The following is a 23,015-nucleotide window of genomic DNA, read 5'->3' as shown; positions in this document are numbered from 1 at the left end:
TTGGTCTCCTTACTGTGTCTCTGCAGTGGATGCACGGTTCTGACACCCATGATGAATAAGCAGTTGGTCGAGATAGGTGTGCGCAAGATGTCGCGCTTCAGCGGCGTCGAGCCCTTCTGGTGTCAGTGCGCCACGCAGCCATAGACCATCAATCATCGCGGCCAAACCGCGGGCGGCATTGCGGGCGTCTGCGCGGGGCATGACGCGCTGGAATTGATGACATAAATTGGCGTAAAGGCGGCGATCGTTGACATTCTGCAGCCGCTGAAGCACGGGCTTGTGCATGCTGCTAGCCCAAAAGGCGAGCCATGTTTTGGCGGCGGGGCCGGTCACCTGGGTGCGATCAAAGTTACCTTCGATGATGGCGCCAATGTGCGCCCGGGGGGAGTCGTCTTCTAACGCACGGCGGCGTGCTGCAACGGCCTCACTAAGATCGGTCAAAATCTGCCGCATTGTTGCTTCCAGCAGGCCATCCTTGCCGCCAAAGTAGTGACTAATAATGCCCGCCGAAACGCCAGCATGACGGGCGATTCGCATGACGGTTGCTTCTGCTAAACCAACTTCATCAATGGCCGCCATGGTAGCCTTAATTAACTGCTGGCGGCGTATCGGTTCCATTCCCACCTTAGGCACAGCTATCTCCTACTGACGTTGAATGCCCATTGGCTCCTGTCCTTGAAAACTAGGAGTAGGCATGATTACCTGATCATGATGGCATTTTTTTATTGAACGTTCAATCAATAAAAGTCTGCGCTGTTTTCTCGCTTTTACAGCTGAACGAATGTTGCATACAGGGCGCACTCATACAAAACCGATAATGGAGAAGATCAATATGAACCGGACATATACACGAAGCCTAAGTACATTGCTGCTGACTGCCTGTTTACCGGTAGCTGCCTATGCCAATGAGTGCAGTAGTGTTCGCTTTGCTGAAGTGGGCTGGACTGACATCACGGCAACGACAGCACTGGCCAGTGAGGTATTGGAAGCGCTTGGTTACGAAACGCGCGTCGATACTGTCTCGGTACCGATTGCTTATGCGGGCATGAGTAATAACGATTTTGACGTCTTCTTAGGCAACTGGATGCCGTCGATGGCCTCTATCAGCGATCCTTATGTGGAGCGCGGCGAGGTTGAGCGCTTAGTGGTCAACCTTGAGGGAGCCAAGTACACCCTGGCAGTGCCCCAGTATGTCTATGATGCGGGCGTGACCTCTGTTAATGATTTGGCAGAGCATACTGATCAGTTTGAGCAGCGTTTACACGGCATTGAAGCTGGTAATGATGGTAACGAGCTGATTGAGCAAATGATTGATGATAACGCCTATGGGCTAGGTGATTGGCAAGTCGTCGATTCGAGCGAGGCGGGGATGCTGGCTGAACTGCGCGCGAGGGTGCCCAATGAGAAATGGATGGTGTTTTTAGGCTGGGAACCGCATCCAATGAATACTAATTTTGATATGGCGTATTTATCTGATGCTGGCGACTATTTTGGTCACAACCTGGGGGGCGCAACCGTGCATACCAATACTCGGGCAGGGTTTGTGGAAGCATGTCCTAATATCGGTGAATTGCTAAAGAATATGACGTTCACCCTGGAAATGGAAAACCAATTGATGAGCGCCATTATGGACGATGGGGTAGACCCTCGAGAGGCAGCGCGTAGTTACCTCAATGAAAACGATGATGTGCTAGCAGCATGGCTAGAAGGGGTGACTACTCGAGCAGGTGAAGAAGCACTGCCAGCAGTCCAAGCAGCCTTATAAGCACACTAGATAAGTAATAGGGCAATTGAATGATGGGCAAGTCGTTTTTGGCTTGCCTTTCATAGTTAAGATAGGCATAATCTGCACCCGTTGATGAGGGAAAGGCTACGTAGCTCAGCTGGTTAGAGCACATCACTCATAATGATGGGGTCCCCTGTTCAAATCAGGGCGTAGCCACCACATCAGCATTAGTACACTCACCTAGAAGTAACAGAGTGTGCCGTTATGGTGGCCCCTTAGGTCCTCCCGCAACGCTAAACTGCAAACCCCGCCAGGCCCGGAAGGGAGCAACGGTAGTGGTGGCTGCGTGTGCCGGGATGTGGCTTTTGGGGCTGCCTCCATTTCTAGTGCTGCTTTTACCTGAAACCACTGATATCGATTATTTCTTGGTAACATTGCTATAGAAATAGTGATGCCATTCATGGAAGTAATGCCCATCGTTCCCGCGTCAAAAATCGCTGCAAACTTGTTAGCGCAAAAAGGCTATTAGCGTACTGATTGTTGTCGTCGTAGTTTGATACTGGTTTTTATTTTAAGTATTCAGATGCTGTTGTGTTTTTCGAAACGCAGTCTGGACGCTCTCTATATTGTTGCAAAGCTATATTCCTCACTATCTACTTAATTTTCTCTTAGTTAATTTGTCGGGCATCGCTGCTAGGCTGTTATTTATATAAGTTACTTTCTGAAGCCATGAGCACGTTGGCAGAGGCAGGTGATCAATGTCCTATGAAATAACGCTTAAACGTATTTATGCGCCGATAGGTGATTGTGACGGCATTCGCGTGTTGGTTGATCGGTTATATCCTGGTGGACTGTCTCCCTGTTTCCTTGCACTGAATGAATGGTACCCTGAGATAGCACCTACATTTCAACTATGTCGCCAGTACCGTCAGCAACGAATCAGTAAATCGCTCTTTCTTGAGCGCTACAGAAGTGATCTGAAGGCGTGCCCTGATAAGCTGCTGCCTTTAATGAGATGCGCACGAGTGGGGCGAGTGACCCTACTCACTGCCGCTCGTCAAATTGGCGATTCCCACCTTTCGGTAATAAAAGAACTGACGCTATTAGCGCTTGCAGAGGAAGACGCGAGTGATCGTGAATTTTGCTCCTCTCCTTGCCTAGCGCACACGTTACCCACTTCCCAGCGTTAGGCCGTTTGCCTTAACACGCATGCAAATGGCAATAGCTTAATAAGCCCAGATAACAGCAAATAAAATACCCCATCCCAGAGCACTGGTAGCCATAATTGTGTAAGTGGCTGAGATAGTTGCAACATCAACTTCTTGCTGCGAGCAGAGTGCTTGTAAGCCGTGGTAAATCAAGCTGCAAGAGATGCCCAGCCCGCTAAGTATAATCACGACATTAAAAAATAAGTTGGGTACCAGGAGTGCCAACGACGAGGCAAATAAAGGCAGTGGTGAAAGCCCGGCAAGTAAATAGGCGTCTTGATAGCTAATAGATAGCTCTTCTGTTCCATTGACTACAGCGTAGATTACCCAGCCAATAACGAAAAAACTCACTATCTCTGCAAGGAAAATAATGGTGGTGATAAAACGCCACTCTCGGTCAGCAAATCCCGTCATAAATGGATCGCTGTAATGGCTACCTGCATAATAGAGCAGTATTGGCGGCAAGAGCGACATAGGTACAACTACCCGCCATGCTAGTAAAGGAATGGAGGGGCAGGAAGTCTGTAACTCTTTCCAGCCTTCACGATGGTTGAAGGGTAATTTGAGAAAAGTGAGTGCTCGCACTTCAGGACTCCCTTGGAAGTGTAATTTCAATGATTAGGTGTTCTAAATTAGCGAGTTAGCCATAGTTGAGTATGTGGTCAACAGAGTTGAGAAAATGACTAAAAAAATTAAGTGTGCTGTATGGCATTTCGGTTAGTTGCCGCACAATAGAGGCACTGTCCGAATCCAATCGACGCGAACAGTGCCGTGATGCTACAGATGATGCTAACGTTTAGTGCTTGGCACTCTGTAAAGACTGTTCTTCGATGTCTCTATCAACAGATGAGACGTAGTACTCGTCATCGAAAGCACCTTCTGGCTCCTTGAGCCACACCAAGCAGATAAGCCAACTGATAAAGGCGCCTGTCGCGATGATGTAGAAGAACTGCGATGGCGTGACAAAGGTAAAGATGGTGAGGTAAACCACCGCGCCAACATTGCCGTAGGCGCCGGCCATACCGGAGATTTGTCCTGTGATGCGGCGCTTGATGGAGGGAATGATACCGAAGGTTGCCCCCTCAGCCCCTTGCACGAAAATCGAGGTGCCAATGGTCACCGCAATGGCCAGAATGAGCTGCCAACTCGCATTGAGCATGGCCATCAGCAAGAACCCAACGCTAATGCCAAACATGTAGCACAGCATCACAAAACGCCGGTTACCCATGCGATCAGAAACCATGCCGCCCATGGGGCGCGCCACCAAGTTGACGAACGCGAACGATGCAGCGATCAGGCCGGCCGTAGCGGCATTTAGGCCCCAGGTCTCCTCAAAGAACATGGGCAGCATCGATACTACCGCTAGTTCAGCGCCGAAGTTGGCAAAATAGGTGCTGTTAAGCGCCGCCACACTGTTGAACGAGTATCTATCATCTTCCGGTACACCCTTACGCAGGATCGGTAGGTTGACTCTCAGGATCTGGACAATTTGATAGATAACGATGGCAGTAATGGCTAGATAAGCGATGGTCGCACCGGTAACTGATAAATAGCCCATATACTGAATACGCCAGACCAGGATGGCGAGTACGCCAACCAGAGGGATCGTCCAGATGATCAGCTTGATCATATCGCCCCAAGAGCTCACTTCCATGGCGGCGGATTTGCGTGGCTTACGGTGCGCCTGAGCATCCGGGCCATCGGTAATCGCGAACCAGTAGTAAACACCGTAAGCGGCCATAACAATAGCACTCTGGGCGATTGCCCAACGCCAGCCATCGGCGCCGCCATACATGCTCAGGGCAATGGTCGGCAGCGACATGGCCGCGACGGCGGAGCCGAAGTTACCCCAGCCAGCGTAGAAGCCTTCGGCGAAGCCGATATCCTTTGGCTTGAACCACAGCGCTGTCATGTGGATACCGACCACGAAGCTGGCGCCAATCGAACTCAGTACTAGGCGTGCCACTAGCAGTTGCGTCATGCTATTCCCGAAAGCAAACGCCAGCGCCGGTAGCGACATCGTTACCATAAGCACCGAGAACACCCGTCGTGGGCCGAACCGATCCAGTGCCATGCCAACGATGATGCGCGCGGGAATCGTTAAGGCGACGTTGCAGATAGCGAACAGCTTGAGATCATCCGTGGTCAGCCAGTCGACGCTCTTGAGCATGCTCGATGCAAGCGGCGCCATGTTGAACCACACGTAAAAGGTAATAAAGAAGGCAATCCAGGTCAGGTGCAAGGCCCGAATCTCGGGGCTGCGAAACTTGAATACAGCGGAAACTTTCATGGTCGTATCGTCCTGTGTCCCAAATGTGGTTTATGCCAAAGCAGGGGGTAGAGGCTACTTAAGGGCTGAGTAGGATCAGTAAGGGACACTCGGCGCGTCTGGCTAGGAACGAGCTGACGCTGCCAAACGTCATGTAGTCGAGTTCATCAACAAAATAAGTCAACGACTTGGCGATGATGCCGCCGTCCGGCTGATGGCTATGGCGGGCAATCACCAGTAGATCTGGCGTGAGTTTACGAGTGGCCTGAAGCAGCATCTTGCGTGCGTCACCCTCGGCGAGAAGCTGCTCGGCTTGAAAACCTTCTCCGATAGCGAACGCCACACCCTCCTGAAGGTGCTGTTTCAGCTCATTGTGTTCCTGCTGAAACAGCACTTCGTTGCTATCGGTAGCGTCGAGCGGGTTTTCCACTACGCCGACCAGTACCAAAAGAGGCTGATTACAGCGGAACATATTGACGACTTGAGCAAGAGCCAGCTTGGCGTTTCGCGAACCGTCATAGGCGATCATGATTTTCATAGTGTCCTCCCGCACTGGGGTAGGGGGTAAAGACCCGGAGCTTGGCTCCGGGCGCAAAGAAGCAAGCTATATTTAGGCGTTGTTAATCCGGGTCACGGGTTCTTAACGTAGGCACTCTTGCGGAGGTAGAACCACCAGTTAATGACCAGGCAGATGGCGTAGAAGACCGCAAAGCCATACATGGCAAGTTCTGGTGTGCCGGCTTGGATTTGCTCGCCCATTACCCGCGGGGCGATGAAGGCGCCATAGGCTGCGACGGCAGAGGTCCAGCCAAGAACCGGGCCTTTCTGCTGTTGGTCGAAAATCACCCCGATGCTGCGGAAGGTAGAGCCGTTGCCGATACCACTGGCGGCGAATAACACGATGAATAGCAGCAGGAATAGCCAAAAGAATTGATTAGGATCGGTGGCGTTATAGGCCTGCATCATCACGTAGCCAGTGGCGACAGAGACGACCACCATGATCGCTGAAATTATTTGGGTAACGATGGAGCCGCCTGCTTTGTCGGAGATCCATCCGCCCAATGGGCGGATCAGCGCACCCACGAACGGGCCTATCCAAGCCCAGGTTAAAGCGCTGGGCGCCTCAGGGTTGGCCACGCGAATCAGCGTGCCATCGGCAGTGGCCTGCATCATGTTGCCGAAGATGACGTTGATTGAGAGTGGCAGGGCCGCAGAGAAGCCGATAAAGGAGCCGAAGGTCAGAATATAGAGAATGGTCATTGACCAGGTGTGCTTATTGGAAAATATCGCGAACTGCTTCTGGATATTAGGCTTGATATCGCCAGGAATCAGGCGCAACAACACTAGGGTTAGAACAATGGTTAGCGGCAAGGCAATCCACATATTAAGCCAGCCAAGAGCCAGCATACCGATGATCGCGGTCACCATGCCGACGCCGTAGAGACCTAATATTTTGCTGAAAGCAGCAAGCGGTGAGCCAGGGTTGGGCGTAATAGTGCGAAGATTATTCATGCCGAACCAACCGGCGAACGCTAATGGGATCAGAAATACGAGCCAGATGAAGCCTGCATTCTGGATCCAAGTATCGGTACCTGCCTCTATCCGGCCAATCAACGTACCGCTAGCGCTTTGCAATTCCATTGGCGAACCCGCCATAGCACCGAAAATGCCGACGGTCATTACCAGTGGGATGACAATCTGCATGGTAGTAACGCCAAAATTACCCAAGCCTGCATTCATGCCTAGGGCGTAACCTTGTTGCTTGCTGGGATAAAAAGTGGAAATGTTGCTCATTGAACAAGCGAAGTTACCGCCACCGATACCGGAAAGTAGCGCCAACGCCTGGAATACCCACAACGGCGTGCCCGGGTTCATCAAGGCGATACCAGTGCCAGCAGCGGGGATCATCAATAGCGCGGTGGTCAGGAAGATAGTGTTACGCCCGCCAGCGATGCGGATCATGAATGATGCTGGGATGCGTAGTGTGGCACCTGCTAGACCGGCAAGCGCTGTTAGCGAAAATAGCTGGTTAACCGTGAACGAAAAACCCAGGTTCTGCATCTGGGTGGTAATCATTCCCCACATCATCCAGACCGCGAATCCCATCAGCAGGCTGGGGATGGATATCCATAGATTGCGGTTGGCGATGTGCTTGCCTTTCTGTTCCCAGAATTGGGCGTCTTCGACATCCCACTTCTCAATGTCGGCGTTTCTCTTGCTCATGGCGATTTCCCCTTGGCATCAAACCTATCTGCATCTAGCAGTCAGACAGCAAGATACGCTGGGGGAATAAATTGGGAAATAGGTGAAAATGACATGAAAAACAGCGACATACCTCTTGAGAGGTAGTCGCTGAAAAGTCTGGGTTGATTGATTTTAAAGAGAAAAAAACGACAGGGGGTAAAGGTGGGTTAGAGCAAAAGTACTTTGGAAGTCTTTGGAGGTAACCACACAGAATCGGCTAGTGATCGATACCTTCCTGGACTGCCCAGACGGCGGCTTCGACACGCGAGCGTAAGTTGAGCTTTTTGAGCAGATGCTTGACGTGAACCTTGACCGTGCCTTCGGTAATATCCAGCTTGCGTGCGATGAGTTTGTTGGAGAGCCCGCCAGCCAGCTGTTGCAGAATTTCGCGTTCACGCTGGGTTAGACTATGAATATCCGGAGTGGTGGGGGCATTGCGCTGATTACGCAGCGCTTCAGCGAGGAGGGCGGTTAGGCTTTCGCTGATGACCATGCGTCCCAAAGCAGCTTGGCGCAACTGGCGCACCATATCTTCAGGCTCCATATCCTTTAGCAGGTAACCGTCGGCACCGTTGCGCAGCGCCGCAACCACATCATCCTCATGGTCGGAAACAGTGAACATCACCACACGGCCGCTATAGTTGGCTTCTCGTAGGCGACGCAAGGCTTCTAAGCCATTGACACCTGGCATGTTTAAATCCAGTAACACCAAGTCAGGCTCCCGTTCGAGAGCCAGTGCAATGCCCTCTTCAGGAGCGCCGGTCTCGGCAATCAGTTCAAGATCATCCTCTAGTTCAAGCAACTGAACGACGCCACGCCGTAGTAGCGGGTGGTCATCAATAATCATCAGCGTGGCGGGTGTATCGTTGGCAGTGGTTAGTGTCATTAAGGAGCCCCTGTACCTAAGTGAAAGTCTGAGGCAGCCGTCACAGGCTGCTGCTGAATTAAGCGAGCGGTCAACGGGGTGAAGGCTATCTCAATGCTGGCTCCCCCTGTGGGGCGATTGGTGATACTCAGCTCCCCGTTCAGGGTGGTGGTTCGGTCGCGAATGATCACCAAGCCGTAGTGCATAGGTGGCGAACTATCGTCTTCTAGGCCGATACCATCATCCTCAATACGCACTAGCAGGCGAGCATCAGCGAAATGCACAGTGACCCCAGCCCAGTGGGCCTGGGCATGCTTGTGGGTATTGGCCAGCGCCTCGCGAATGATCTGTAGCACGTGAATTTCTTCATTGGGATTAAGCAGATAAGGCGGCACATCGTAGTCAAGCTCAACTGTTATCTCCATGCGTTGGCTAAACTCTTCGATGGTTTGACGCAAGGCAGATTGCAGCCCTGGCCCCTCTAGCTTGAGCCGGAAGGTGGTCAGCAGTTCACGTAGTTGACGATAGGCACTGTTTAAACCGGTGCGCAGCTCGTCGAATACTTCAGCCTGCATCTCACGCGTGGCATCTTTTTGCTGCATACGTTCGAGCCGCGCAACCTGCATCTTTAGATAAGAGAGCGATTGGGCTAGCGAGTCGTGAAGTTCTCGGGCAATGATGGTCCGTTCGTTGATCAGCGTGACGTGTTGCTGCTCCTCGATACGCCGCTGCAGGTAAACCGCCGTGGCCAGCTGGTCGGCTAACATGGTGAGCAGCCGTCGGGTGCTGTCGTTAAGCCGCTCCTGGTGATACCACACTTCCAGGGTGCCAAGCAGAGTGTCACCGACGCTGATCGGTAGCAGTAAACATTGGGACTGGTTATTGGACACCATCTCCAAGGGGCGAGGATCAATTAGGCAAGCGTGGCACTCCTGGTCACGGCAATACTCTGGTCGGGTACGTGAGTGGGTTTCCAAAACCGGCATTTCCCGTTGGTCGAAAGGATCGTTTAGGGAAAGCCGAATTGGCCCGATATCGAGCAGCTTTTCTAGCTCGCGCAGCATAGGTGCTGCGCTAGAGCAAAGGTCGTTACCGCCGCCATAAAGCGAACGGCTAGCATCATGCATGACTCGCAGCGCCTGATTGCTGCGCTCTAGTTCCTGTTTCTTGCGCGATACCTTGTCTTCCAATGCGGCGTAGCTGGTTGCCAGCTCGGCTGACATCTTATTAAAGGTATGTCCTAGCAAGGCCAGCTCATCGCTGCCGCGTAGCTCTGAACGCGGCTTGAAATTACGCTGTGCCGCCTCGCGGGCAAGTACCATCAGCTGGCGTAGCGGCACTACCAAGTTATGGCGAACATCGTAAAGGGCTATCGAAACCACGATAGCGATGAGTGCCAGAAAAAGCAGTTGCATCATCCCCAATAGCCGCACCTTGGCCTCGGTGCTTTGCTCCAGATAGGTCACTAGCACTTCAATATCACTGACCATCGCAACGATCATCATCTCTAGGGTATCGAGGTCAAGAGCCGTGGCAGCGGCTGGAGCTTCAAGTGCCGGACGCAGCGAGTGCTGCCAGTAGTTTTGAAGTTTTTCCAACTGACGGCGGCGCTCATGACGATCATCACGGGGGATCGTTTGCTGTAGCGTTGTGCCATGCAAACGCTGATCGAAGCGTAAAATGAGTGCTTCGAGCTGCTCCTCGCTTGTCTTCTTTGGAGCATACTCCAGGCGTTGCAAGGCTCCCATAATCTGGTAGGCATTCATGCGTAATGAGCCAGCAACATTAATCGCGGCAGCATCGCCACGGCTGCTGTTAGACATTGCCATGGTCAAAGTAATGCTGATAAAGGCCATCCCGCTAATGGCAAGCAGGGATGCGATAATGCGAGCAACCAAGGAGCGCTGAAGTAATTTCATGGCATTTCCGATAGCGCGGAAGAGGTAAGGGCGTGTGGCACTGTCTGCATTTCGATATGAGGGCTATTCCTTTGGGGTTAGCCAGTCTACCTCCGATGCCTTTTGACCGACGCCTAGTATTTACCGACAATTCTGGCACGTCTTCCGATGTCTTTATACCTTCGCTGGGAAACACTATGCCATCGTCTGTGCCGCCTCCCACGTTGGAGACATCAATACAGCCAGTGAATGGTTATCAGTTGCTGGTAGCCATGCTGCTAATGCCGTTAGCAAGCGCTTTAGCGGTGGCTAGCTGGACACTTTATGGCCTGCTCGCAAAGCAGCCTATCTATGTGCTGGTACCGTTGATGAGTGGTGCATTATTGGCGTGGCCAGCCTGGTATATCGCCAAACGGGGCGACACCTGCCGCTTGATGCAGTGGCTACTATTGGGGCTAGCGTTGGCGCTGGGCGGATTTGGGATGGCTAGCCAGCCGTGGGAGTTTTTGTTGGTGGGGGCCGGGCTTGGACTAGGAGGCGCGGTGATTACGACGGGCATCGTCCACGCCAAAGGTTGGATGCCTGATCGTTGGGTGTGTCTTTGTGTCGCCCTTTTTCTAGCGTTAGCGGCAGGCGTCGGGCTTTCCCTACGAATAGCACCTTTGGTTGTCCAAGCCTATGGTTGGCGCGCCGCGCCACTTAGCCTGCTGATCCCTCTGCTTATAGTAATGCTGCTGCTGTGGCTTTTCGTAGCGTCACCCGAGTAATGCCGCCTATTAGTCTCACTTGTTCACTCTTGCCGATTGATTCTTAACTATTAGCGATAAGGCTCATTTTATGACCACCGATTCTGTGACTATAGTGACGTTTGCCGACTTACTGCATGAAGCACGTAAACAGCCTCAGCCACAGCGCCTGCTGTTTGTGTTCGTGCGCGCAGAGTTGCCTGATTTCCCTGATGCTGATCAGCGTCGTCGCTTCGAACAGGGGGAAGGGGGTGTGTTGGTGCCGGTGGTCTGCGTAGATAAGTCGACGCAGGAACTGACCAGTATGGCGGCATTGGTCGAGGAGTCACGCCGAACCGAGATCGAATGGGATCTAGTCTTCACAGCTGCCATGGATGACCCCAAAGATGACGCCGAGGTTGAACGCCAGCTTCAGCGTATGATGGAGTCGCTGCAAATGGGTACTATCGCCACCTATCTTGCCTTCGATCATCACGGCAATGCGGTTAACGTCGGCTAGGGATGCTTACCATGGAACACTATTTCCTCATCAAGCATTTGCACATGACGGCCGCTGCGCTGAGCATCACGCTCTTCGTAGTGCGCGCTTGGTGGTCGGTGCAGGAAAGCCCGCGACTCAACGCTCGTTGGGTCAAGGTATTGCCCCATCTTATTGATACGGCTTTGTTGGGGCTGGGAGTGACTTTGATGGTGTTGCTTTCCATATGGCCCTGGCAGCTTCCCTGGCTTGGCGCCAAGCTATTAGCACTGCTGGTCTATATTGGTGTCGGCACCATTGCGATTAAGCGCGGGGCGACGCCAACGGTGCGGGTCTTGGCAGCGGTAGTGGCGGTGGCTGCCTTTGCCTATATGGTGGGGGCTGCTATTCATCACAGCCCGCTATCCTGGTTGGCCTGAGCAGCTTGGCTCTTATCTCGAAATGATAACTCTAACTGAGCGTTATTAAGCTGCGTCGAGTGGGCGTGAGGGGCCAAAGTGCTCGAAGTGTCGGCGATCCTCGTCGACTCCCAATTCAGACAACGCATTATTAATTGCTGTCATAAACCCTTGAGGGCCGACGAAATAGCAGCGTGCCTTAAGATCAGGCAGGTAGTGAGCTAATAAGCTGCGGTCGATACGTCCAATATGTTCGGCTTCGTTGCCGCGCTCATGAATACGGACAGCCTTAAGGCGTTGAGGATACTCGCTCTTCAGTGCGTCTAATTCATCTTTAAAGGCCTGATGTTCGGCATCCAGGGCCGCGTGTAGATAGGTGACTTGCCGCCCAAGGGACAAGGCTTGTCTTGCCATGGGGAGCAGGGGCGTTTGACCAACCCCGCCGCTGGCAAGCAACAGAGGCTCATCGCCTTCAATCAGCGTGAGGTCGCCTGCTGGCGGTAACAGTTCTAAGGTATCGCCTGGTTGTAAGGCATCGTGGAAGTGGCGGCTGACTTGGCCCTGTTCTTCGCGTTTGATCGAGATCCGGTAGCTCCGGCCATTGGGTATATCCGAAAGGCTGTAATGTCGATAGACCAGTTCGCCGTTAATGGTCAAACGTACGCCGATATACTGACCTGGCTCATGGTCAGCCACACGACCGCCATCCTCAGGTTCAAGGATAAACGATCGAATTAAAGCGCTTTCCTGCTGGGTACTGGCAATCTTGAAACGGCGTGCGCCACGCCATCCGCCAGGGCGCTGTTCAAACTCGCGATAGCGCTGATCTTCCAGGTCGATCAACAGGGCGGCAAGTTCGTTATACAGAGCGCCCCAGGCATCGGCTATTTCTGGTGTCACGGCATCACCGAGTACCTCGCCAATGGCGGCCAGCAAACACTCACCGACAATAGGGTACTGCTCGGGAAGAATGCCTAGCGAGACGTGTTTGCTTACGACAACATCAAGAGTTGCACGCGCCTGAGCTGGGTTACCACGTAGTTGAACATAGGCCAACACGGCGTTGGCCAGTGCACGGGGCTGACCACCGCTTTGCTGGTGTACCTCATTAAAGAGGGGCTTAACCTCTGGATAGCGGGTGAACATCAGTGGATAGAAGCGTTGGGTAATCGCATTCAGGTGTTCGGCCACGATGGGGGCTGTCGCGTTAATCAGCTTTTCCTGCTCATGTGTTAGCACTGTTACTACCTCGATACTTTAAGATGTATTAAAAATGCATCTTAAATCCGCAGGCCTTTAAATGCTAGCCATAAGATGTATTTTTGATACATGTCATGGTCTTTGTTGATGGCTAGGCGCACACTCATATTTCCAAGTAAATTAGTCGGGATTACGCCATGCCAACGACCACCTCATCCCAGCCTGCTTCTAAGCTTGAGCATTTACCCTTAATGCGCTTGGCTTTTAGGCCTTTCTTTCTGCTGGCCGCGCTGTTTAGTGTGGCGTCCCTTTTGGTGTGGTTGGCCTTCTGGCACGGCACTATTTTGCTGCGACCTTATGGCGGTCTGGTGCTCTGGCATCAGCATGAAATGTTGTTTGGCTTTGCCGCGGCGGTGGTAGCGGGATTTTTACTAACCGCTGTGCGTAACTGGACAGGGTTGCCGAGTTTAAACGGCGGGCCGCTATTGGGTCTGGTGGTGCTATGGCTATTGGGTAGGGGGCTGATGGCTTTCCCCATGGGGCTGCCGGAGTGGCTGCTGCTGGCGGTTGACCTAGCGTTTCTGCCAATTGTCGCTATGGTTATGGCGCGTCTAGTTATCACCGCAAAGCGTTGGCGCAACTTGATCTTTGTACCTGTGCTGTTGCTGTTGGCCACGGCTAATCTGGCGATGCACTTAGGAGTCATGCAAGGTGATGCCGAGCTGATCCGCCAAGCTGCCTACTTAGCCGTGCTGTTAATTACCTTGATGATGGCCGTCGTTGGCGGGCGTGTGATTGCCATGTTTACTGCCAATCGTTTGAGCCGCACCAAGCCTGAACCGATTGCTTTACTCGAAAGAGTGACGCTGGTGAGTACGGCTGGCGTCGTCGTGCTGCAGCTTGTCATCATGCTAGGTGTTGCCATACCTGCTTCATTAATGGCTGGGGCGATGCTCTTAGCGGCGCTGGCTAATAGTGTTCGCATGGCGCGCTGGGGTGGGCTGCACAGTTGGCGCGAGCCTTTACTTTGGGGGCTCCACGGTAGCTACGCCTGCATTCCACTAGGGCTTATCATGTGGGGCTTGGCACTGATGGGGCTGATGCGCGTTGAGATTGCCGTACATGCCCTGACCATTGGTGGTATGGGCACCATGATGCTGGCCATGATGGCCAGGGTTGCGCTAGGCCATACGGGCCGCCCCATACGCACATTGCCTGGTATTGGTGTGGCGTTGGGCTTAATGCTAATAGCCGCCTTAGTGCGCTCACCCGTCCTGGCGTTATTTCCCCAGATTACCCACTGGACCTATACGCTGAGCATCATCTTCTGGTGCTTGGCCTACGCAATATTTCTCGCGCACTATACTTGGCCGCTGATGCAGCCGCGAGTCGACGGGCAGGATGGCTAGCGGTGCTAAGCGCTGACGGTAGGAATGCGCATAAGTTGCGCCAGTTGAGACTGTTGACTGCCCAGCAGGTCGGCCAATGTGTAGTGGTCGAGTACACTTAGAAATGCTGATAGGGCATCATTAAGTATCGGCTGAAGGCGACATGCCGGTGTAATGATGCAGGCGTTGTCGCTATGAAAGCACTCCACTAACCCCATGTCATGCTCCATATCGCGAACTAACTCGCCTAGCCTAATGGTTGCAGGGTCCCGTGTCAGCAGTAAGCCGCCATTCTTGCCACGAATGGCGGTAACGTAGTTCTTTTGACTTAGCTCCTGAACGATTTTCATCAAATGATTGCGTGAGATATTAAAGGTCTCGGCAATTTCATTAATCGTAGAGCGCTCTTCCCCCTTGGCCGCAAGAAAGATCAAGACGCGTATCGAATAATCTGTGAATCGGGTGAGATGCATGGAGTGCGCTTTGCTCGGATAGTATTCAGCGATAAAAAGTATATTGTATGAATGTTCAGTGAGTTGCAATGTAAACGTAGTTGAAAGCCTGCGAGCATACGTCTATTCCTTTACGTTGGTCGCTCTATCACCTTGGGGGTAGATAGGGTGTATATGGAGGTAATCACGCAGTAATTACCTTGTCGATCACGCAGAATCCTCTCCATGGAGCCCGCCTAGCGGGTACGCAAATTTCCGTGGAGTCTGGAGATCGACCATGAGTCATTTCATAGATCGGCTGAATTTCTTTCGCAAGTCCCGCGAACCTTTTGCCAACGAACACGGCGAACTACGCAGCGAATCCCGCCAGTGGGAAGAGAGTTATCGTGCCCGATGGCAGCACGACAAAGTTGTACGCAGCACCCATGGGGTGAACTGTACCGGCTCCTGTAGCTGGAAGATCTACGTTAAGAACGGCTTAGTGACCTGGGAAACCCAGCAGACCGATTACCCGCGTACCCGTCCCGACCTGCCTAATCATGAACCACGTGGCTGCCCCCGTGGCGCCAGCTACTCCTGGTATCTGTACAGCGCCAACCGCCTGAAGTATCCATTAGTGCGCAAGCCGCTGCTGGCGCTATGGCGCGAAGCGCTTAAGGCTAACCCAGACCCAGTAGATGCCTGGGCATCTATTGTCGAAGACCCCACCAAGACCAAAAAGTACAAGCGTGCTCGCGGCATGGGCGGCTTCGTACGCGGTAACTGGGACGAGCTTAACGAGTTGGTCGCTGCCTCTAACGTTTACACCGCCAAGCAGTACGGCCCCGACCGGATCATTGGCTTTTCGCCTATTCCCGCCATGTCGATGGTTAGCTACGCCGCGGGTAGCCGCTACCTGTCGTTGATTGGCGGCGTCTGCATGAGCTTCTACGACTGGTATTGTGACTTGCCGCCGGCCTCGCCAATGACCTGGGGCGAACAGACCGACGTACCTGAATCCGCTGACTGGTACAATTCCGGCTACATTATCGCTTGGGGCTCTAACGTGCCTCAAACGCGTACCCCGGACGCCCACTTCTTTACCGAAGTACGTTACAAGGGCACCAAGACAGTTTCGATCACCCCGGATTATGCCGAGGTTTCCAAACTCACCGACGAGTGGCTGTCCGCCAAGCAGGGCACCGATGCTGCACTGGCGATGGCCATGGGCCATGTCATCCTCAAAGAGTTTCACCTCGATAATCCGAGTGCTTACTTCACGGACTATGTGCGCCGCTATACCGACATGCCGTTCCTGGTGGAACTGGAAGCGCGTGAAGATGGCAGCTTCGCACCGGGTCGCCAACTGCGAGCCAGTGATTTTGATGCTGCCCTGGGCCAGGAAAACAATCCCGAGTGGAAAACCGTCGCCTGGGACGAAACCCGTGACCAGCTGGTGGTACCACGCGGTTCCATCGGTTTCCGCTGGGGCGAAGCCGCTGACGAAGTGGGCAAGTGGAACCTGGAGTCGCTGGACGCTGCAGGCACCGAGATCAAGCCGCTACTCAGTTTGGCTAACCACCACGATAGCGTGGTGCGCGTGGCGTTCCCTTACTTCGGCGGCATTGAGCACGAGCACTTTGAGCACGTAAAAGGGGCCGGTGTTGGCGCTGCCGATGACCTACTGTTCCACAATTTGCCCGCCAAACGTTTAAAGAGAGCCGACGGCAGCGACATGCTGGCAGTCAGCGTTTTTGACTTGATGTGTGCCAACTACGGTATCGACCGTGGTTTTGTCGGCGACGGCGAAGATGATGGCGCGACCTCGTTTGATCAGGTTCGCCCCTATACCCCGGCGTGGCAGGAGAGAATCACCGGTGTCCCAGCAGAGCAGTGCACCCGCATTGCCCGTGAATTTGCCGACAACGCCAATAAAACCAACGGCCGTAGCATGATCATCGTTGGTGCCGGTATGAACCACTGGTACCACATGGATATGAACTACCGCGGCCTGATTAACATGCTGGTCATGTGTGGTTGTATCGGTCAGAGCGGTGGCGGCTGGGCTCACTATGTGGGGCAGGAAAAACTGCGCCCGCAGACTGGCTGGACGCCGCTGGCCTTTGGCCTTGACTGGCAGCGCCCGCCGCGCCACATGAACTCTACTTCCTTCTTCTATAGTCACTCCTCCCAGTGGCGCTACGAGAAGCTAGAGATTAAAGAAATTCTTTCGCCGTTGGCCAGGGCCGAGGATTACCCCGGCAGCCTGATCGACTTTAACGTGCGCGCTGAGCGTATGGGCTGGCTGCCGTCAGCACCTCAGCTGGACACTAACCCGCTGCGCCTAGCGAAGAAAGCCGAAGCCGCGGGCATGTCCACCGCTGACTATGCGGTGCAGCAGCTAAAGAGTGGCGAGCTGCGTTTTGCCGCGGAAGACCCGGACGCGGCAGAGAACTTCCCGCGCAATATGTTCATCTGGCGCTCCAATCTGCTGGGCAGCTCCGGTAAGGGCCATGAGTACATGCTCAAGTACCTGCTAGGTACTCGCCACGGTATTCAGGGTAAAGATCTGGGCGACTTCGGCGGCCAGAAGCCCGAAGAAGTGGTATGGCGTGACGAGGCGCCGGAAGGCAAGCTCGACCTGCTGGTGACGCTGGATTTCCGCATGTCCACCACCTGTCTTTACTCGGATATCGTGCTGCCTACGGCGACCTGGTATGAGAAGGACGACCTTAACACTTCTGACATGCACCCCTTTATTCACCCCTTGACTGCCGCCACCGACCCGGCTTGGGAATCGCGCAGCGACTGGGATATTTATAAGGGTATTGCCAAAGCATTCTCCAAGGTGTGTGTCGGCCACCTGGGCGAAGAGACCGACTTGGTCACGCTGCCGATGCAGCACGACTCGCCAGGCGAATTGGCTCAACCGGCGGTAATGGATTGGAAGAAGGGCGAATGCGCGCCGATTCCCGGCAAGACCATGCCATCGCTGATTGAGGTCAAGCGCAACTATCCCGAAACCTATGAGCGCTTCACCTCCGTAGGGCCGCTGCTGGAAAGCATCGGTAACGGCGGCAAGGGCATCGCTTGGAATACCGATGCTGAAGTCGAGCTGCTGGGCAAACTCAACCATCGCAAGCTGGATGGCCCGCATAAAGGGCGCCCGCTGATCGACAGCGCTATCGATGCCGCCGAGATGATTCTGACCCTGGCACCGGAAACCAACGGCGCCGTAGCAGTAAAAGCCTGGGAGGCACTCTCCAAAATTACCGGGCGCGACCACACCCATCTGGCGAAGCCCAAGCATGAAGAAAAAATTCGCTTCCGCGATATCGTCGCTCAGCCGCGCAAGATTATCTCCAGCCCGACTTGGTCCGGCCTCGAGGATGAGCACGTCTCCTATAACGCCGGTTATACCAACGTTCACGAGCTGATTCCGTGGCGCACCGTGAGTGGTCGTCAGCAGTTCTATCAGGATCATGCCTGGATGCGCGCCTTCGGTGAAAGCCTGCTGGTCTATCGTCCGCCCATCGATACCAAAGCGTCCAAAGGCTTCCAGCTTCCCGCTGACAACGGCTTCAAGAGCAAGGCGCTGAACTTCCTCACGCCGCACCAGAAGTGGGGCATCCACTCCACTTACTCGGACAACCTGCTGATGTTGACGCTCAACCGAGGCGGCCCGGTGGTGTGGCTCTCCGAGGCGGACGCGGCAGAGATCGAGATTGAGGACAACGACTGGATCGAGGTTTACAACGCCAACGGCTCGATTGCCGCGCGGGCAGTGGTCAGCCAGCGGGTCAAGGCGGGCATGGTAATGATGTACCACGCCCAGGAGCGCAACGTGAACGTGCCTGGTTCTGAGGTCACCGGCACGCGAGGGGGTATTCACAACTCGGTCACCCGTGTCTGCCCCAAGCCAACCCATATGATCGGCGGCTACGCGCAGCTCTCTTACAGTTTTAATTATTACGGCACCGTCGGCTCAAACCGCGATGAGTTCGTGTTAGTGCGCAAGATGAAACACGTTGACTGGCTGGATGGTGAAGGCAATGACAGCGTTCAGGAGGCCGTGAAATGAAAATTCGTTCCCAGGTAGGCATGGTTCTCAACCTTGATAAGTGTATTGGTTGCCACACCTGTTCGGTGACCTGCAAAAATGTCTGGACCAGCCGCGAAGGTATGGAGTACGCCTGGTTCAACAATGTTGAGACCAAGCCCGGTATCGGCTATCCCAAAGAGTGGGAGAACCAGGCCAAGTGGAAGGGCGGTTGGATGCGCCGTAACGACGGTCGGATTGAGCCGCGTATTGGTGGCAAATGGCGGGTGCTGGCGAACATTTTCGCCAACCCCGACCTGCCCGAGATGGATGACTACTATGAGCCGTTCACTTTCGACTACCAACACCTGCATACCGCCAAGATCGGCGAGCACCAGCCGGTGGCGCGTCCGCGCTCGCTGATTTCCGGTCAGCGCATGAAAAAGATCGAATGGGGCCCCAACTGGGAAGAGATTCTCGGCACCGAGTTCGCCAAGCGGCGCAAAGACGCCAACTTTATCAAGAACTTTGACAAGGTGCAGGCAGATATTTACGGCCAGTTCGAAAACACCTTCATGATGTATCTGCCGCGCCTGTGCGAGCACTGCTTGAACCCCACCTGTGTGGCGTCCTGCCCTAGCGGTGCGATCTACAAGCGTGAAGAGGACGGCATCGTTCTAATCGACCAGGACAAGTGCCGAGGCTGGCGGATGTGTATCTCCGGCTGCCCCTACAAGAAGATCTACTACAACTGGAAAAGCGGTAAGTCCGAGAAGTGTATTTTCTGCTACCCGCGTATCGAGGCCGGTCAACCGACCATCTGCTCCGAGACCTGTGTGGGCCGCATTCGCTATCTCGGTGTTCTGCTGTATGACGCTGATCGTATCGAGGAAGTGGCAAGCTCGCCGGATGAGCGTGACCTCTACCACCGCCAGTGTGAGATTTTTCTAGACCCCAACGATCCGGAAGTGATTGCCCAGGCCAAGCGGGATGGCATCCAGGATAACGTCATTAAAGCCGCCCAGGCCTCACCGGTCTACAAGATGGCGATCGACTGGGGGTTGGCGCTGCCGCTGCACCCGGAATATCGCACGCTACCGATGGTGTGGTACGTGCCGCCGCTGTCGCCGATTCAGTCCGCCGCTGAGGCGGGGCATGTGGAGTTTGACGGCATCCTGCCCAAGATCGAATCACTGCGTATCCCGGTGAAGTACCTGGCTAACCTGTTGACTGCCGGTGAAGAGGAGCCCGTGGTATTGGCACTCAAGCGCTTGATGGCGATGCGTGTCTACATGCGCGGTAAGCACGTGGAGGGCGCCCCCAACGCCGAAGTGCTCGATGCCGTTGGGCTGAGCGTGGCCCAAGTAGAGGAGATGTACCGCTACTTGGCCATTGCCAACTACGAGGATCGTTTTGTGATCCCCACCAGCCACCGGGAAATGGCCACCGAAGCCTTCCCTGAGCGCGGAGGATGCGGCTTTACCTTTGGTGACGGTTGCCACGGTGAGAGCCAGCCCAACCTGTTCAATGGCCGTAAGCAGACCAGCGTGTTGGTGGAACCGGTAGAGGTCTTCGACCCGCAGCCACAACTTGAGGAGTCTCGTCATGACTGAAGCCGCTACCCAATCGCCGACCCCGGTAGAGCCATCGTTTGAGCCGCCACAGGGGATGCGTAGCCTACGCGTATTGGCTCGTCTGCTCGATTACCCGACCCAGGAACTGCAGGATGCCAGCGGCGAACTCATCGAAATCCTTCATGCCGAGCGCCGCCTGGGGGCGGCTCTCAAATCGTCGCTAATGGGATGGTGTCAGCGCCTCCAAGAGGGCGACCTGCTTGAGCTGCAGGCCGAGTACGTCGCCATGTTTGATAAGGGGCGGGCTACGTCGCTGCTGCTATTTGAGCACGTTCACGGTGAATCACGTGACCGTGGCCAGGCCATGGTGGATCTCATGGCCGAGTACAGCGCGGCCGGTTTCGAGCTGGATGCCCGTGAACTGCCCGATCATCTACCGGTGTTTCTTGAGTACCTTTCGCTGTGCGATGAAGCCGAGATTGGCCGCTGGCTGGGCGAAATACGCCATATTCTGGCGCTGCTGACCGCGCGGCTGGAGGAGCGGGAAGCAGATCACGCGTTGGTGCCGTTGTCACTATTGGCGTTAATCGGCGCCGAGGGAGATGTCGAGGAGCATCGGCCCCAGGTCAAAAAAGAAGCGCCGGACAACACCCCCGAAGCCTTGGACGCCGTATGGGAAGAAGAGGCGGTGCGTTTTTCGGCAACCTCTGACGAAGACTGCGCGCTGCAGTCTGCTGAAGGGCGTCGCTTGGCTGAGCGCAAACACACCGTTCAGAGCCAGCCGGTACGCATTATGCCTGCTCCGTCTTTAAATGCTTCTTCCGCTCCTTCCGTCGATCGTTAACAGGAGAATCACCATGTATGACGCGATTGCGCACTACTTAACCCACCTGATCTACGGTTACTACCCCTATCTCGCGGGCACGGTGTTTCTGCTTGGCAGCCTGCTCCGCTTTGATCATGGCCAGTACACCTGGAAGACCGGTTCTAGCCAGATGCTCTCTTCAAAGAATATGCGCCTGGGCAGCAACCTATTTCATATCGGTATTATCGTGATTTTCTTCGGCCATCTGGTGGGCATGCTGACACCGCACTGGGTTTATGAACCTTTCCTGCACGCCGGTACTAAACAGCTAGTGGCTATCGTGGTGGGCGGTATTGCCGGTGCCATGTGCGTAGTGGGTGGTGCCATGTTGCTCTATCGCCGCCTGGCCAACCCGCGCGTAAAGGCGTCGTCGAGCATGATGGATACCTTGATCCTGGGCTTGATTGTCTTACAGGCATGCCTGGGTATGGTGACTATCATCTTCTCGTTGGGCCATATGGACGGCGAAATGATGCTGACACTCTCCAGCTGGGCGCAGTCGATTGTGTTCTTCAGCGGCGGCGCGGCGGATTACATGCAGGAAGTGTCGTGGATCTACAAACTGCATATCTTTATCGGCTTAACCATCATCCTGCTGTTCCCGTTTTCGCGCTTGGTGCATGTGTGGAGCGCGCCGTTTGGTTATGTAACCCGGCGTTATCAGCTTGTCCGCCGCCGCGGCTAAAAACTGGCTACTGCTCGGCCATACGTTGTTGGAGATCGGCTCGTGTGCGAGTTCAATCAAAATGCTCATTTACAAACTCGTAAACTCCGCTTTTTCTCCGATCTCCGCCTAGTCTGGCCTTCGCACGCTCGGTTTTATATAGAGGAGAAATAACATGCAGATGATTGATATCGAACAGCTACCGGGGGGCGTTGCAGCGCCTCCGATACGTGTCGGTGACACCCCTATTGATGAAGCAACGATTGCGTTGGAGATGCAGTATCACCCCGCCGAAACGGCGGAGGAGGCTCAGCTTCAAGCCGCCCGTGCGTTGGTGGTTCGAGAGCTGCTTCGCCAGCGCGCAAGCGTTCTGGGGCTACTATCGACACAGGACGCTGGCGGAGAACAGGAAATTAGCGAAACGCAGGAAGATGCGGCGATTGCTGCTTTGCTTGAACAGGAGCTTGAGGTGCCGGAACCGGAGGAAGCCGATTGCCAGCGCTTTTTTGACACCCACCGTGAGCGCTTCAGTGAACCGGTGCAGTTACGCGTTCGACATATTTTGCTTGCGGCCGCACCCGATGATTCCCAGGGTCGCGACGACGCTTACCAGCTTGGTGAGAAGCTACTCGAACAGCTTAATCAGATACCCGAGCGGTTTGCCGAATTTGCTCGACACCACTCAGCGTGCCCTTCAAAAGAGCTGGATGGTGATTTGGGTTGGTTAGTGCCGGGGCAAACCGTTCCAGAGCTGGATCGCGCTTTGCAGCACCTGCCCGAAGGTCTCCATGAGCGCCCCCTGGCGTCCCGCTATGGCTGGCACGTGATCAGTATTGACGAACGACGAGAAGGGCGGGCGTTACCTTTCGATCAAGTGATTGACCGGGTGCGCCATAGTCTGCGGGAACAGGCAACTCGACGCGCGCTGCGTCACTATTTGCTGGCGTTAGAGAGCGAAATAGGTGTCGAAGGGATTGTGCTGAATGACGATGCTGGCGGCAGCTTGATGCAATAGTTTGATG

General features: G+C 54.4%; 20 protein-coding genes, 1 tRNA gene and 1 other RNA gene. 13 read left to right on the top strand and 9 right to left on the bottom strand.

Going from position 1 to position 23,015, the window contains the following annotated elements; translation table 11 throughout:
• Nucleotides 1-9: 9 nt before the first annotated feature.
• Entirely contained in the window at nucleotides 10-633 is a 624-nt protein-coding gene (gene betI, locus HVE01_RS09045) for a transcriptional regulator BetI (RefSeq protein WP_186808824.1), read from the bottom strand.
• Between the two features lie 199 nt (nucleotides 634-832).
• Between betI and HVE01_RS09040 the strand changes: the two genes are divergently transcribed.
• The 4 genes from HVE01_RS09040 to HVE01_RS09025 all read left to right on the top strand — a co-directional run bounded on the left by HVE01_RS09040 (nucleotide 833) and on the right by HVE01_RS09025 (nucleotide 2,916).
• Nucleotides 833-1,765, top strand: coding sequence for a choline ABC transporter substrate-binding protein (locus HVE01_RS09040; RefSeq protein WP_146943655.1), 933 nt, complete (start codon nucleotides 833-835; stop codon nucleotides 1,763-1,765).
• A gap of 103 nt (nucleotides 1,766-1,868) precedes the next feature.
• Nucleotides 1,869-1,945, top strand: a tRNA-Met gene (locus HVE01_RS09035).
• Nucleotides 1,946-2,000: 55 nt separating this feature from the next.
• Nucleotides 2,001-2,097, top strand: an RNA gene (gene ffs / locus HVE01_RS09030) — signal recognition particle sRNA small type.
• 387 nt (nucleotides 2,098-2,484) lie between these two features.
• Complete coding sequence (locus tag HVE01_RS09025; RefSeq protein ID WP_146943653.1) at nucleotides 2,485-2,916, top strand: DUF488 domain-containing protein; 432 nt, start codon at nucleotides 2,485-2,487, stop codon at nucleotides 2,914-2,916.
• A gap of 36 nt (nucleotides 2,917-2,952) precedes the next feature.
• Here HVE01_RS09025 and HVE01_RS09020 read toward each other — a convergent pair whose 3' ends face one another.
• The 6 genes from HVE01_RS09020 to HVE01_RS08995 all read right to left on the bottom strand — a co-directional run bounded on the left by HVE01_RS09020 (nucleotide 2,953) and on the right by HVE01_RS08995 (nucleotide 10,231).
• Nucleotides 2,953-3,519 carry a YIP1 family protein gene (locus tag HVE01_RS09020; RefSeq protein WP_244973727.1) on the bottom strand — a complete coding sequence of 189 codons (567 nt, stop codon included), beginning with the start codon at nucleotides 3,517-3,519 and terminating at the stop codon, nucleotides 2,953-2,955.
• 211 nt (nucleotides 3,520-3,730) lie between these two features.
• On the bottom strand, nucleotides 3,731-5,224 hold the full coding sequence (locus HVE01_RS09015) for an MFS transporter (RefSeq protein ID WP_146943649.1): 1,494 nt from the start codon (nucleotides 5,222-5,224) through the stop codon (nucleotides 3,731-3,733).
• Nucleotides 5,225-5,282: 58 nt separating this feature from the next.
• A complete protein-coding gene (locus HVE01_RS09010) occupies nucleotides 5,283-5,741 on the bottom strand; it encodes a universal stress protein (RefSeq protein ID WP_146943646.1) in 459 nt (152 codons plus the stop codon).
• 92 nt (nucleotides 5,742-5,833) lie between these two features.
• Nucleotides 5,834-7,426, bottom strand: a complete 1,593-nt coding sequence (locus HVE01_RS09005; RefSeq protein ID WP_146943645.1) for an MFS transporter — start codon at nucleotides 7,424-7,426, stop codon at nucleotides 5,834-5,836.
• Nucleotides 7,427-7,664: 238 nt separating this feature from the next.
• Nucleotides 7,665-8,333 carry a two-component system response regulator NarL gene (gene narL, locus HVE01_RS09000; RefSeq protein ID WP_125748558.1) on the bottom strand — a complete coding sequence of 223 codons (669 nt, stop codon included), beginning with the start codon at nucleotides 8,331-8,333 and terminating at the stop codon, nucleotides 7,665-7,667.
• The gene (locus HVE01_RS08995) at nucleotides 8,333-10,231 is read right to left on the bottom strand and encodes a type IV pili methyl-accepting chemotaxis transducer N-terminal domain-containing protein (RefSeq protein WP_125748555.1); all 1,899 of its coding nucleotides are present in this window, start codon (nucleotides 10,229-10,231) and stop codon (nucleotides 8,333-8,335) included. Before HVE01_RS08995 ends, narL begins: the two co-directional genes overlap by 1 nt.
• Before the next feature lie 176 nt (nucleotides 10,232-10,407).
• Between HVE01_RS08995 and HVE01_RS08990 the strand changes: the two genes are divergently transcribed.
• From HVE01_RS08990 to HVE01_RS08980, 3 genes are all read left to right on the top strand, one after another.
• Complete coding sequence (locus tag HVE01_RS08990) at nucleotides 10,408-10,977, top strand: hypothetical protein (protein WP_240645068.1); 570 nt, start codon at nucleotides 10,408-10,410, stop codon at nucleotides 10,975-10,977.
• Nucleotides 10,978-11,047: 70 nt separating this feature from the next.
• A complete protein-coding gene (locus HVE01_RS08985) occupies nucleotides 11,048-11,455 on the top strand; it encodes a ribonucleotide reductase subunit alpha (RefSeq protein ID WP_213017437.1) in 408 nt (135 codons plus the stop codon).
• Between the two features lie 11 nt (nucleotides 11,456-11,466).
• The gene (locus tag HVE01_RS08980; protein WP_146943641.1) at nucleotides 11,467-11,853 is read left to right on the top strand and encodes a SirB2 family protein; all 387 of its coding nucleotides are present in this window, start codon (nucleotides 11,467-11,469) and stop codon (nucleotides 11,851-11,853) included.
• A gap of 45 nt (nucleotides 11,854-11,898) precedes the next feature.
• On the opposite strand, the gene hmpA is transcribed toward HVE01_RS08980, so the two are convergent.
• A complete protein-coding gene (gene hmpA, locus HVE01_RS08975) occupies nucleotides 11,899-13,071 on the bottom strand; it encodes an NO-inducible flavohemoprotein (protein ID WP_146943639.1) in 1,173 nt (390 codons plus the stop codon).
• Nucleotides 13,072-13,229: 158 nt separating this feature from the next.
• On the opposite strand from hmpA, the gene HVE01_RS08970 reads away from it, so the two are divergent.
• Nucleotides 13,230-14,441, top strand: coding sequence for an NnrS family protein (locus HVE01_RS08970; RefSeq protein WP_146943637.1), 1,212 nt, complete (start codon nucleotides 13,230-13,232; stop codon nucleotides 14,439-14,441).
• A gap of 5 nt (nucleotides 14,442-14,446) precedes the next feature.
• On the opposite strand, the gene HVE01_RS08965 is transcribed toward HVE01_RS08970, so the two are convergent.
• Nucleotides 14,447-14,893, bottom strand: a complete 447-nt coding sequence (locus tag HVE01_RS08965; protein ID WP_125748540.1) for an Rrf2 family transcriptional regulator — start codon at nucleotides 14,891-14,893, stop codon at nucleotides 14,447-14,449.
• Between the two features lie 256 nt (nucleotides 14,894-15,149).
• On the opposite strand from HVE01_RS08965, the gene HVE01_RS08960 reads away from it, so the two are divergent.
• From HVE01_RS08960 to HVE01_RS08940, 5 genes are all read left to right on the top strand, one after another.
• Nucleotides 15,150-18,932, top strand: coding sequence for a nitrate reductase subunit alpha (locus HVE01_RS08960; protein WP_146943635.1), 3,783 nt, complete (start codon nucleotides 15,150-15,152; stop codon nucleotides 18,930-18,932).
• Nucleotides 18,929-20,503 (top strand): nitrate reductase subunit beta, encoded by a 1,575-nt coding sequence (gene narH / locus HVE01_RS08955; protein WP_146943633.1) that lies wholly within the window; start codon nucleotides 18,929-18,931, stop codon nucleotides 20,501-20,503. The genes HVE01_RS08960 and narH overlap by 4 nt, the downstream gene beginning before the upstream one ends.
• Nucleotides 20,496-21,308, top strand: a complete 813-nt coding sequence (narJ, locus tag HVE01_RS08950) for a nitrate reductase molybdenum cofactor assembly chaperone (protein WP_125748531.1) — start codon at nucleotides 20,496-20,498, stop codon at nucleotides 21,306-21,308. Before narH ends, narJ begins: the two co-directional genes overlap by 8 nt.
• Before the next feature lie 13 nt (nucleotides 21,309-21,321).
• Nucleotides 21,322-22,014, top strand: a complete 693-nt coding sequence (gene narI / locus HVE01_RS08945; RefSeq protein ID WP_039858452.1) for a respiratory nitrate reductase subunit gamma — start codon at nucleotides 21,322-21,324, stop codon at nucleotides 22,012-22,014.
• 154 nt (nucleotides 22,015-22,168) lie between these two features.
• Nucleotides 22,169-23,008, top strand: a complete 840-nt coding sequence (locus HVE01_RS08940; protein WP_146943631.1) for a peptidylprolyl isomerase — start codon at nucleotides 22,169-22,171, stop codon at nucleotides 23,006-23,008.
• Nucleotides 23,009-23,015: the final 7 nt, after the last annotated feature.

It is taken from the genome of Vreelandella venusta, assembly GCF_007989605.1.
GTDB classification, from domain to species: domain Bacteria; phylum Pseudomonadota; class Gammaproteobacteria; order Pseudomonadales; family Halomonadaceae; genus Vreelandella; species Vreelandella venusta.
Note: the sequence above shows the minus strand (reverse complement) of the source record. Positions and strands in the feature narration are given on the sequence as shown.